Annotated in this window: 9 protein-coding genes and 1 pseudogene; 5 read left to right on the forward strand and 5 right to left on the reverse strand. The window is 73.0% G+C overall.

Annotated elements, in window-relative coordinates:
• Positions 1–30 precede the first annotated feature (30 nt).
• The 4 genes and pseudogenes from ASC99_RS08910 to ASC99_RS42075 form a co-directional block, all read left to right on the forward strand.
• Positions 31–5,241 (forward strand): type I polyketide synthase, encoded by a 5,211-nt coding sequence (locus ASC99_RS08910; protein WP_057230124.1) that lies wholly within the window; start codon positions 31–33, stop codon positions 5,239–5,241.
• Positions 5,242–5,244: 3 nt separating this feature from the next.
• Entirely contained in the window at positions 5,245–5,961 is a 717-nt protein-coding gene (gene mftE, locus ASC99_RS08915; protein WP_200948295.1) for a mycofactocin biosynthesis peptidyl-dipeptidase MftE, read from the forward strand.
• A 191-nt stretch (positions 5,962–6,152) separates the two neighbouring features.
• Positions 6,153–6,269: AAA family ATPase (locus tag ASC99_RS42070; RefSeq protein WP_369825087.1), on the forward strand; the 117-nt coding region annotated here is incomplete at its 3' end.
• 1 nt (position 6,270) lies between these two features.
• Positions 6,271–6,729: pseudogene (locus tag ASC99_RS42075) on the forward strand (AAA family ATPase); the annotation flags it as partial.
• A gap of 187 nt (positions 6,730–6,916) precedes the next feature.
• On the opposite strand, the gene ASC99_RS08925 reads toward ASC99_RS42075, so the two are convergent.
• Positions 6,917–7,345: a VOC family protein gene (locus ASC99_RS08925; RefSeq protein WP_057230126.1), complete on the reverse strand. Its 429-nt coding sequence runs from the start codon at positions 7,343–7,345 to the stop codon at positions 6,917–6,919.
• A gap of 130 nt (positions 7,346–7,475) precedes the next feature.
• Positions 7,476–8,477, reverse strand: coding sequence for a LysR family transcriptional regulator (locus tag ASC99_RS08930; protein ID WP_082598192.1), 1,002 nt, complete (start codon positions 8,475–8,477; stop codon positions 7,476–7,478).
• 159 nt (positions 8,478–8,636) lie between these two features.
• Here ASC99_RS08930 and ASC99_RS08935 point away from each other — a divergent pair, with 159 nt between their 5' ends.
• A complete protein-coding gene (locus tag ASC99_RS08935; RefSeq protein WP_057230127.1) occupies positions 8,637–9,083 on the forward strand; it encodes a hypothetical protein in 447 nt (148 codons plus the stop codon).
• A 52-nt stretch (positions 9,084–9,135) separates the two neighbouring features.
• Here ASC99_RS08935 and mftF read toward each other — a convergent pair whose 3' ends face one another.
• The 3 genes from mftF to ASC99_RS08950 are packed head-to-tail and all read right to left on the reverse strand — an operon-like array spanning position 9,136 to position 12,133.
• Positions 9,136–10,533, reverse strand: a complete 1,398-nt coding sequence (gene mftF, locus ASC99_RS08940) for a mycofactocin biosynthesis glycosyltransferase MftF (RefSeq protein WP_057230128.1) — start codon at positions 10,531–10,533, stop codon at positions 9,136–9,138.
• Positions 10,530–11,330: a mycofactocin-coupled SDR family oxidoreductase gene (locus ASC99_RS08945; protein ID WP_235502602.1), complete on the reverse strand. Its 801-nt coding sequence runs from the start codon at positions 11,328–11,330 to the stop codon at positions 10,530–10,532. Before ASC99_RS08945 ends, mftF begins: the two co-directional genes overlap by 4 nt.
• A complete protein-coding gene (locus tag ASC99_RS08950) occupies positions 11,324–12,133 on the reverse strand; it encodes a mycofactocin-associated electron transfer flavoprotein beta subunit (RefSeq protein ID WP_057230129.1) in 810 nt (269 codons plus the stop codon). The genes ASC99_RS08945 and ASC99_RS08950 overlap by 7 nt, the downstream gene beginning before the upstream one ends.
• Between the last annotated feature and the right edge of the window lie 4 nt (positions 12,134–12,137).

Here is a 12,137-nt window from a genome sequence, read left to right on the forward strand (position 1 = left end):
GACCCGCAGAGCGAAAGGTATCCCCACACCGTGGACGCGTCCGTGGACCAGATAGTCGAGGCACTCCGCAAGTCCATGCTGGACAACGAGCGCCTGCGTCAGCTGAACGGCAGCCTCACCGCGGCGGCCGTCGAACCGATCGCCATCGTCGGCATGGCCTGCCGCTACCCCGGCGGGGTGCAGACCCCGCAGGACCTCTGGCAGCTGGTGGCCGGCGGGGTCGACGCCGTGTCGGACTTCCCCGCCGACCGTGGCTGGGATCTCGACGGGGTGTACGACCCGGAGCCCGGCAAGGCCGGCAAGAGCATCGCCCACGAGGGCGGATTCCTGCACGACGCCGCCGAGTTCGACCCCGGCTTCTTCGGCATCGCGCCGAACGAGGCCCTCACCATCGACCCCCAGCAGCGCCTGCTGCTGGAGACCTCCTGGGAGGCGATCGAGAACGCGGGCGTCGACCCGCTGGCTCTGAAGGGCAGCCGGACCGGCGTCTACGCCGGGGTGATGTACCACGACTACGGCTTCGGCAGCAGCGACGGCAGCCTGGTGACCGGCCGGGTCGCCTACACCCTCGGGCTGGAGGGCCCGGCCGTCACGGTCGACACCGCCTGCTCCTCCTCGCTGGTCGCGCTGCACATGGCGGTCCAGGCGCTCCGCTCGGGCGAGGTGTCGCTCGCGCTGGCCGGTGGCGTCACGGTGATGACCAACCCGGACATGTTCGTCTACTTCAGCACCCAGCGCGGGCTGGCCAAGGACGGGCGGTGCAAGTCCTTCTCCGAGCACGCGGACGGCACCGGCTGCTCGGAGGGTACGGGCATGCTGCTGCTGGAGCGGCTCTCCGACGCCCAGCGCAACGGTCACCCCGTGCTCGCGGTGGTGCGCGGCTCGGCGACCAACCAGGACGGCGCCTCCAGCGGCCTGACCACGCCCAACGGCCCGTCCCAGCAGCGCGTCATCCGGGCGGCGCTGGCCAACGCCCAGCTCACGCCCGCCGACGTGGACACCGTCGAGGCGCACGGTACGGGCACCACACTGGGTGACCCGATCGAGGCCCAGGCGCTGCTCGCCACGTACGGCAAGGGGCGGGCAGCCGACCAGCCGCTCTGGCTCGGCTCGCTGAAGTCGAACCTGGGCCACACCCAGGCGGCGGCCGGGGTCGGCGGCATCATCAAGATGGTCGAGGCGATCCGGCACGGCGTACTGCCGCAGTCGCTGCACTCGGCGGACCGCACCTCCAAGGTGGACTGGGAGGCGGGCGGCGTCGAACTCCTGACGGAGGCCCGGGCCTGGCCGGAGACCGGACGGGTGCGCCGGGCCGGCGTCTCCTCCTTCGGGCTGAGCGGTACCAACGCGCACGTGATCATCGAGCAGGCACCGGCCGTCGAGGCGCAGCCGGAGGCCGCGAAGTCCCAACTGCCGGACGTACCCTGGGTGTTCTCCGGCCGTACGGTGGAAGCGCTGCGCGGCCAGGCGGCCAAGCTGGCCGACCACATCGAGGCCGCCCCCGAGCTGGGGATCGCGGACCTGGGCTGGTCACTGGCCGTCACCCGCTCCGCCCTGGAGCGGCGGGCGGTGGTGGTCGGCGCGGACCGGGCCGAGCTGCTGGCCGGACTGCGGGCCGTCGCCGAGGGCGCCGAGGTGCCGGGGCAGGCCCGGCCGGGTGCGCAGGTGGCGTTCCTGTTCACGGGGCAGGGGTCGCAGCGGTTGGGGATGGGGCGTGAACTGCACGCTGCTTTCCCGGTGTTCGCTTCGGCTTTCGACGAGGTGTTGGCCGAGCTGGGTGGTTCGCTGCGGGATGTGGTCTGGGGCTCGGACGTTGAGCTTCTGAACCGCACCGTCAACACGCAGAGTGCGCTGTTCGCCTTCGAGGTCGCCCTGTTCCGCCTGGTCGAGTCGTGGGGTGTGCGGCCTGACTTCCTGGCCGGGCACTCCGTCGGTGAGATCGCGGCTGCGCATGTGGCGGGGGTGCTCTCGCTCGCCGACGCTGCCAAGCTGGTGTCGGCGCGTGGGCGGCTGATGCAGGAACTGCCTTCGGGCGGTGCCATGGTGGCGATCGAGGCCGCCGAGGCGGAGATCCTGCCGCTGCTGGCCTCTGGCGTGAGCATCGCTGCGGTGAACGGCCCGCGTTCGGTGGTGGTGTCGGGTGACGAGGCCACGGTGCTGGAGATCGCCTCCGGTTTCGAGCGGACCAAGCGGCTGAGCGTCTCGCACGCCTTCCACTCCCCGCTGATGGATCCGATGCTGGACGAGTTCCGTTCGGTGGTCCAGCAGTTGACCTTCGCCGAGCCGTCGATTCCGGTGGTGGCGTCGGGTTCGTTCACCGACCCCGAGTACTGGGTGAGCCACGTCCGCGACGCGGTCCGGTTCGCCGACAACGTACGGGAGTTGGCGGCCCGGGGCGTGTCCCGTTTCATGGAGATCGGCCCCGACGGCATCCTGACCGGGCTGGCCCAGCAGAGCGTCGAGTCCGAGGACGCGGTCTTCGTCGCGGCGGCCCGCAAGGACCGGTCGGAGTCCACCACGCTGGTCACCGCGCTCGGCCGCCTGCACTCCGCCGGTGTGGCCGTCAGCTGGTCGGCGTTCTTCGCCGACTCCGGTGCCCGGCGGGTGGATCTGCCGACGTACGCCTTCCAGCGCAGCCGGTACTGGGTGGATGCACTGGCCGGCGGCAGCGCCGACAGTGACGTCACCTCGGTCGGCCAGGAGAGCGTGGAGCACCCGCTGCTCGGGGCGGCGCTCGCGCTGCCCGACACCGAGGGGCTGGTGCTCACCGGCAGGCTGTCGCTCGACGGTCAGGGCTGGATCGCCGACCACGACGTGCTGGGCAGCATCCTGCTGCCGGGTACCGGCTTCGTCGAGCTGGCGGCCCGGGCCGCCGAGCAGGCCGGGGCCGATCTGGTCGAGGAACTCACCATCCAAGCGCCGCTGATCCTGCCGGAGCGCGGTGGGCTTGCTGTCCAGGTCTCGGTCGGCGCCCCGGATGTGACGGAGCGTCGTTCGCTGCGGATCTACTCGCGGGCCGAGGCCGACGCCCGGGGTCCGTGGACCCTGCACGCCGAGGGTGTGCTCGCCTCCGGCGCCCCGGCTCCGGCCTTCGACTTCACCGAGTGGCCGCCCGCCGGGGCCACCGCCGTGGACGTCCAGGACCTCTACTCGGTGCTGCTCGGCCAGGGTTACGCCTACGGGCCGGTGTTCCAGGGCGTCCAGGCGGCCTGGAAGCGCGGCGACGAGGTCTTCGCCACGGTCGCCCTGCCCACCGGGTCGCACGACGAGGCCGCCCGCTTCGGTCTGCACCCCGCCCTGCTGGACGCCTCCATGCACGCGCTCAGCCTCGGCGAGGGCGGCGAGGACCAGACCCTGCTGCCGTTCTCCTGGGCCGGGGTCACCCTGCACGCGGTGGGTGCCACGGCGGTGCGGGTCCGACTGGTGCGGCCGACCGACACCACGATCAGCATCGAGCTGGCGGACACCGAGGGTGCGCCGGTGGCGACGGTCGAGTCGCTGACGTTCCGTCCGGTCACCCCGGAGCAGCTCGGTTCGGGTGCGTCGGCCCAGGCCGGCTCGCTCTTCCAACTGGTCTGGAACCCACTCCCGTTGACCGCGCTCGGTGCTCCCGACCCGGTGGACTGGGCGAACCTGGAGCTGGACAACCCGGAGGTGCCGGAGACCGTCCTGCTGGAGATCAGCGCGGCCGCCGTGGACCTGCCCGCCGGGGCCAGGGTGGCGGCCAACCAGGTGCTCGCGGTGGTCCAGGAGTGGCTGGCCGACGAGCGGTACGCCGACTCGCTGCTGGCTGTCGCCACCCACGGCGGGGTCACGGTGGTCGGCGAGCCCGGCGATCTCACCCAGACTCCGGTCTGGGGCCTGGTGCGCGCCGCGCAGGCCGAACACCCCGGCCGCTTCGTCCTGGTGGACATCGACGACCGGGCCGAGTCCCGGATCGCGCTGGCCGGCGCACTGGCCACCGGCGAGACCGAACTAGCCATCCGGGCGGGCGAGGTGCTGGTGCCCCGGCTGACCGCGCTGCCGGTCCCGGCCGACGCCGCAGCCCCTTCGCTGGATCCGGCGGGCACGGTCCTGATCACCGGCGGCACCGGTGGTCTGGGCGCGCTGGTGGCCCGTCACCTGGTGACCGAGTACGGCGTCCGGCACCTGCTGCTGACCAGCCGGCGCGGCCCGGCCGCGCCCGGCGCGGCCGAACTGGTCGCCGAGCTGCAGGCCTTGGGTGCGGAGGTGACCGTCACGGCCGCTGACGTAGCCGAACGGGCGGCGCTGGAGGGGCTGTTGGCCGGCATCCCGGCCGCTCACCCGCTGACCGGCGTGGTGCACGTGGCGGGTGTGGTGCACAACGGCGTGATCGGCTCCTGGACGCCGGAGCTGGTGGACTCCAGCCTCGCCCCCAAGGCCGACGCAGCCTGGTACCTGCACGAGTTGACCGCCGAAATGGACCTCGGACTCTTCGTCCTGTTCTCCTCGGCCGGCGGTCTGGTGCTCGCCCAGGGGCAGGCCGGGTACGCCGCGGCCAACGTGTTCCTCGACGGTCTGGCCGAGCACCGGCGGCTGGCCGGCCTGCGGGCCACCTCGCTGGCCTGGGGCGCCTGGGCGGTGGACACCGGCATGAGCCAGTACCTGGCCGAGGCCGACCTGCTGCGGATGCGCCGGCAGGGCCTGCCCGCCTTCTCGGCCGCGGACGGTCTCGCGATGCTCGATTCGGCGCTGCGGGTCACCGACGCGGCCGTGGTGGTCCCGGTGCACGTGGACCCGGTCGCCCTGCGCGCCCGGGCCGACGAACTCCCGGCACTGCTGCGCGGGTTGGTCAAGGCGCCGACCCGGCGGCCGTCCCGAGCCGGGTCCCACCAGGGCGAGGGCCAGACCCTGCCGGAGCAGCTGGCGGGCGTCACCGGCGCCGAACTCGACCGGGCCGTCCTCCAGGTGGTCAGGACCCATGCCGCCGAGATCCTCGGCCACCCGGGCCCGGACGCGATCGACCCCGAGCGGGGCTTCCTGGACATCGGGTTCGACTCGCTCAGCGCGCTCGAACTCCGCAACCGGATGGTCACCGCGGCGGGCCGGAACCTGACGCCGATGCTGGTCTTCGACTACCCGTCGGCCAGTGCGCTCGCGGCCTACCTGCGGGAGCTGCTCTTCGAGACCGAGGAGCAGGGCATCGACGAGGACCTGGTGGACGCCAGCACGAACGAGCTGTTCGACATCCTGGACGCCGAACTCGGCATCACCGGCTGACCGTTGACCCCCGAACCGGCCCCGTCCCGCTCCGTCCCGCGCCGGCTGGCCGGGCTGACGTGGCCACAGGCGGCACGGCTGGCACCGTACTCGGTGCTGGCCGTGCCGCTCGGCGCGACCGAACAGCACGGCCCGCACCTGTCGTTCACCGTGGACACCGAGGTGGCCGACGCCCTCTGCTTGGGCTTGGCAGCGGCCCGGGAGTCGGTGGTGGTGGCGCCCGCCCTGCCGTACGGGTCGAGCGGCGAGCACGCCGGATTCCCCGGCACGCTGTCGATCGGGCAGCGGGCGCTGGAGCTGCTGCTGGTCGAACTGGTGCGCTCCGCCGACGACTTCGCCGGGGTGGTGCTGGTCTGCGGGCACGGCGGCAACGCCGCCCCGCTGCACCGCGCGGTCACCCGGCTGCGCGGGGAGGGCCGTCGGGTGCTGGCCTGGTCCCCGTCCGGACCGCCGGACGACAGCCACGCCGGACGCACCGAGACCTCCGCCATGCTGGCCCTACGCCCCGCCGCCGTCCGCACCGACCTGGCCGAGCCCGGCAACACCGCCGGGCTGGCGGATCTGCTGCCCGCCTTGCGCACCGGCGGCCTGGCGGCGGTCACCCCGAACGGCGTCCTGGGCGACCCCACCGGAGCTACTGCTGATGAGGGGCACCGCCTGCTGGACGGCTGGACGGCCGCCCTGCTGACGGCGTACGACGCCTGGACCGCCGCACCCTGACGGGCGCCCGACTCCTTCGCCGAGCGGGCTGGATCAGGCCGCCTCGGCCCTCGACCATGCTGCCGGTCGCGCTTGAAGGGGCGGGGCTCGGGCCGCTGCCGGAGTCCGGGCTCAAGCTGCGGAAGGACTGGGTGCCGTTGTGGACTGTTCCGGGGGTCTAACCTGGCTCCGTGACGGAGCAATTGAGCACGGTGGTGCTGATGTGCGGTCTTCCCGGAGCGGGCAAGACCACCTACGCGATGGATCTGGTGCGACGCCATGCCGCCGAGACCGGCGGTCAGGGTGATGGTGCCCTCGAGGGTGTCGTTNGGAGCGGGCAAGACCACCTACGCGATGGATCTGGTGCGACGCGGTTTCGCCCGGTTGTCGATCGACGAAGTGGTCTGGCAACGACTCGGGCAGCGCGATGCCGGCCTGGTGCTGGAAGCTGATGCGTTCGACCGGCTCAAGGAAGTGATCCGCCGCGAGCAACGGCAGGAACTGGTCGAGTTGATGCTGGCTGGGCGCGACGTGGTGGTGGACTACAGCTTCTGGAGTCGCGCCGCCCGCGACGACTACAAGGCGCTGATTGAAAGTCACGGTTGCCGCTGGGAACTGGTCCACCTCAAGGCTGACCGGACGACGCTGGAGCGCCGCCTCGAAGTACGGAGCGGTGTAGAGGGCGCCAACGCCGTCACCGTGGATGAGGCGCTGTTCAACCGCTACCTGGCCAGCTTCGAGGAACCGAAGGGAGAGGGTGAGCAGGTCGTCATGCAGTCCTCGGCTTGAGGATCTGAAGCCGTTCGGCGGGGAGGGGACGCTCGCCCCAGCGGGCATTGGCGTTGCGCCAACGGAGGTATCGATGCAGTTCCGCTCACTGCCCAGCCGGGACGGGGCGCCGGCGATCGGCTCATGCAGCTGAAGGCCCAGCATGCGTGCGGGCGAGACGGCGCAAAGGTGCCGCGTTCGCGGCCACTCAGTCGAGACAGAACTCGTTGCCCTCGATGTCCTGCATCGGGATGCACGAATCATTGCCGTCATACAGCGTTCGCACGTGTACCGCGCCGAGCGGGACCAGTCGTGCGCACTCGGCCTCAAGTGCGGCGAGGCGCTCTTCACCCACGAGTCCGGTGCCGACCCGCACGTCAAGATGCAGCCGGTTCTTGGCGGCCTTCCCTTCGGGAACGCGCTGGAAGTACAGTCGCGGGCCCACGCCTGAGGGATCACTGCAGGCAAACCATGCGTCCTGCTGCTCAGGTGGCAGCGAGAGCTTGAAAGCGTCCCAAGTGGCAAACCCCTCCGGTGGCGGCGGTACGACGTACCCCAACACCTCGCACCAGAAACGAGCGAGGCGCTCAGGTTCCGCGCAGTCGAAGGTGACTTGGAACTGCTTGATCGATGCCATCGGCCCATCGTAGAGGCGGGGTCTTTCGTCGTCTCCGGTGGCCGAGCGACGGCCGAAGCGGGAGGAGCCGACGCCCGGGTGGGACGGAAGGTCGTACAGCGTCTGTGACCTGACGGCTCCGAACCTGGGTTCAGTCGCGGGCGGCAGATTCCCGCCCGCCGGCTTCAGGGGCGGGGGCGGACCGGTCCCCGTGGTGGCCGTGCGGGACGTCGACGGTGCGGCGGAGTCCGCGATCGCCGTGGGTGATGCTCCGAGGGCCGCAGTGGTGTGCCGTTTCGGTGAACGCGCGCAGGCGAGGGTTGTCGCGGGCGGTGGGCCAGACGAGCGCCCACTCGGTGAGCGGCGCGTCATGGATCGGCACGTACGTGATACCCGGATGCGTGTAGTACCAGGTGACGTGCTCGTTCAACGGGCTGACGATCTTTCCGGCGGCGATGAGGGCGAGCACTTCGTGGAAGGTCCGGGCCGACGGCCCACGCGGTACCGGGCGCCCCTGCGGGGTGTGCCGGGGCATCATCGCCTCGCCCCAGTAGTCGGGCGCCTCGGGGCCGGGGTCGAAGACCGTGCAGTCGCCGAGGTCCTCCATCGACACCGACTCCCGGTCGGCCCACGCGGATGCGGCCGGCACGGCGAGCACCCGGCCCTCCGTCAGAACGCCGGGGCCGACCGTCAGATCGGGCTCCCGTACCGGCAGCCACATCAGTTGGACGTCGACCTGCCCCGACCGCAGCAGCGCGAACGGGTCGCTGAAGTGGTACTCGACCACGGAGACTTCGCAGTTGGCGTACCGCTCCACGAACGCGTCGATCACGGCCCGCAGCTCGTGGCCCAGAGCACCCATGACGCCCAACCGAAGTGTCCCGCAGACCTCTCCGGCTGCGGCACTGGCCCGGGCGAGCCCGTCGTGGATCTGGTCGTACGCCTGTTGCAGGTCCTCACGCAGCCGGCGCCCGACCGGCGTCAGGGCGACAGTCCGACTGGTGCGCTCGAACAGGGCGGCACCGACCCGCCGTTCCTGCTTTCTGATCGCCTGACTCACCCGCGCCTGGGAGACGTGCAGCCGTGTCGCGGTGCGGCCGAAGTGCAGCTCCTCCGCCAGCGTCAGGAAGATCTCGATGTCCCGCAGTTCCACGCCCCGCCCCCGATCGATAACCGCACGGTTATCGGCGCCCCCGCGAAGTCTACGTTGATCCCGGCCGGCGCAGGCCCGAGGCTGAGGGCCACCGGACGTCAGGACGACCCATGCCGGCCTGCCTACGCCAACAGCTCGTCACACAAGGAAGTCGATGCCATGCCCACCCTGCCCTGGACCGTCCCCAACCCGCCGGCGAAACACGCCGATGCACTGATCATGGCGTCACGGTTCGAGGTGCGCAGCCTGAAGGACGTGCCGCGGTTCTTCCTCAACTCGTTGGCGGCGTGGCGCCAAGTCCGGCACGCACCTGGAGCGTTCGGTGCATCACTGATCGCGCGCCCACTGCAGCGCACCTTCCTGACCCTGTCCGCGTGGGACAACCGCGCCTCGCTCGCGGCCTACCGCGACACCGACCCGCACAGCCGAATCGTCACGGCGATGCGCCCGACGATGAAGCAGTCGACTTTCGTGTTCTGGACGACCTCGGCCGACAGCCTCCCGATCAGCTGGACCGAAGCCGAGCGCCGTCTCGACGAGGAGGCCACACGAAAGGAAGAGCGGAACGCATCCCCGGGACGAGAGCTCCGGTCCGACCACCGGTGATCCACGCCCCGCTCGTCGGTGAGTGCGAGAGGCACCGTCAGGCGACGGTGCGTCAGTCGGCGGGCCGCTGGACCCCGTCGCGGCCCGGCCAGTCGGCCAGGTCGGGGAGCAGGGGGGCGACCGTACGGTGGCGCAGGGCGCCCCACCAGACCCCCGCGCCGTACGCGAGGTCGTCGGCGATCCGGACCGCCGTCCAGCGGGGGAGGTCCACCGGGGGCCGGTCGTGGTGCCAGTCCAGGGCGTGCCGGGCGAGGGCGGCGGCGAGCAGCGGGCGGCCCGCGCGGGTCGAGGCCAGCAGCGGGACGGCCACCGGCCACCAGGAGCGGGTGACGGCGTCGGCGAGCAGCCGACCCGCGCCGAGGTGGCCGCGGGCGGCCAGTTGGAGCGACTCGCGGGCCGGGACGCCGAACGGGGCCAGCTTGCGCGGCAGCAGCGCGGCGGTGCCGGCGGCGATCGCCACCCCGACCGCCGGGCGGCCGAGGGCCAGTGCGGCCCAGGCCGCCGCGCTCCAGAACGAGACCTTCACCGGGGAGACCGCCCGGCCGTGCCGCAGGGCCAGCGGTGCGGCCGAAGTCCCGTACCCGAAGCGCTGCTTGGCCCAGGCCCGCCAGTTCGGGCGGGGCAAGTGCCGGACCACGGAGGCCGGTTCGTACCGGACCAGGCCGGTGCCGGCCGCCAGCCGCCAGATCAGGTCGACGTCCTCGCCGAACCGCATCCGCTCGTCGAAGCCGCCGAGCTCCCGCAGCGCGGAGGTGCGCAGCACCAGGGCGGCGGACGGCAGATAGCTCACCCTGCTGCCAGGCCGCACCACGCCGCCGACCGGCCCGAGGTCGAGCGGGGAGCGGGTCTGCTCGTACCGGGCCAGCAGCGAGCGGCCCGGGGCGCTGCGCACCCGGGGGGCGACCGCGACCACGGCGGGGTCCTCGAACTGCCGGAGCAGTGGCTCCAGCCAGCCGGGCTCGGGGGTGACGTCCGCGTCCAGGAAGGCCACCAGCTCCGTGCCGGCCTTCCGCCAGCCGGAGTTGCGGGCGGCGGCGGGGCCACGGGAGTGTTCGTGGCGGATCGCCGCGCCCGGGATCGGCAGCTTCGAACCGTCGTCCACCACCAGCAACTTGGCGGTGTCGGCGACGGCGGCCGCCAGCCCGTCCAGGCCGTCGGGCTGGTCCCGGACCGGGACCACCACCGTGACGTCCTGGCCGGTGAGCCGGGCGGACCGGTGCACCGGGTGGGCGATCCCGGCCCGGACCAGCCGGGCGGCGAGGCGGCGGTGGGCGGCGACGGGAGCGACCGGCGCACCGGCCAGCCAGCCGCCGACCAGGTCGGCGGCCTGGGTGGAGAGTCGCAGCACCCGGTAGGGCGAACCGCCCAGCAGGGTCCGGCCGTCCTCCCAGAGCTGCACGCTCTGATCCGCTGTCAGGTGGAGCTGCGTCGAGTTCTGGCGGCCCGTCATGCCGTGAACCCGCCGTCCGCGTGGACCACCGTGCCGGTGAGGGCGGAGGAGGAGCGGTCGCAGAGCCAGCAGACGGCGGCGGCCACCTCGGCGGGGTCGAGCAGCCGTTCGGTGAGCTGGTGCTGCGCGAACTCCTCGATGTCGGTGAGGCCGTAGAGCGCGGCGCTGGCGTCCAGCATCGCGGTCCGGGTCGAGCCGGGGGAGACCGCGGTGGCGGTGACGCCCGTGCCGCGCAGGTCGGTGGCCAGGCCGCGGACCAGGCCCACCACGGCGTGCTTGGCGGCGTTGTAGGCGGCCAGGTGCCAGAGGCCGCGATGACCGGCGGCCGAGGCCAGCGCGACGAACCGGCCCGTGCGCGGCTGCGGGCGGCGCAGCAGGGCGGGGACGGCGGCGGCGGCCAGGTTGGCCACGCCACGTACGCCGATGTCAAGCAGAACGTCCCACTCGGTGTCGGTGGTCTCCCAGAGCGGCCGGCCGCCCGCGATCACGGCCGCGGCCGCCACCGCCGCGTCCAGGCCGCCGAACCGCTGCTCGGCCTCCGCGACGGCCGCCCGGAGCGCGGTCACGTCGCGGACGTCGGCGACCACCGGGACGACCGACTCGGGCCAGCGGTCGGCGAGTTCGAGCAGTTGCTGCTTGCTGCCCAGCGGGTAGCCGACGCCGGGCAGGTCCTCGCAGACGTCCACGGCGACCACGCGCCAGCCCTGGTCGGCTAGTTGGGTGACGACGGCGGCACCGATGCCGCGCGCCGCGCCGGTGACCAGGGCGACTCTGGGGGGCAGGTCGGTGTTCAGCACTGGTCGTCCTCCCGGGTGAGGTGAGCGAGGTAGCCGTGCTCTCGGAGATAGCCGAGCAGTTCGTCCACGGCCGCCTCCGGGCCGGCGGGGGTGATCACCCGGGCGGCCGTGCGGGGGCGGTCGGTCTCGGTCAGGGCGCGGATCCGGGCGAGCGGGTCGGTGCCCACGGGGGCGGGCAGGACGAGCGGTCGGGGGCGGTAGGGGCGGGCCGGGCCCAGCCGGACCGGCTGCCGGGGCTCCGGCAGGGCGACCGTGGCGACCTGGATCTCGGCTGTCCGGGCGGCGAGCAGCGCGGGCAGCGCGGCTCGCCGCAGCCGGGCGCTGCCGCGCTCGACCGAGCAGACGGCGGGCAGGGGCACCGTCAGCTGCTCACGGCGGCGGCCGTCGATCCGTCGGACGGCAGTCAACTCGCCTTCTCGCAGCAATAGTTCGGTGAGGCCGAGCGCCTGGGCAGCACCCAGTCGGGCGGCCAGGAAGGCAGGGGTGGCGCCGGTGCCCCGGCCGCTGGAGCGGTCGCCGCAGAGCAGCAGGTCGGGTACGAGGCCGAGCCCGGCGACCAGCGCGCGGGCGGTGGTGTCACTGTCGGCGGCGGCCGGACCGTCGATCCGGAGCACCCGCTGCACCCCGCAGGCCAGCGCCTGGCGGAGCACCTCCTCGGCACCGGCCGGGCCGACGGTGACCGCCAGCGAGCGGCCGCCGAGCGCCTCGGCGAGCCGGAGGGTGTGCTCCAGCGCCGCCTGGTCGGCGCCGCCGAGCGGGTCGGCGGGGCTCAACGCGGCTACCACGAGCGGCTGTTCGGCCATGTCG

The organism is Kitasatospora sp. Root107, from assembly GCF_001424875.1.
In the GTDB taxonomy this organism is placed as follows: Bacteria; Actinomycetota; Actinomycetes; order Streptomycetales; family Streptomycetaceae; genus Kitasatospora.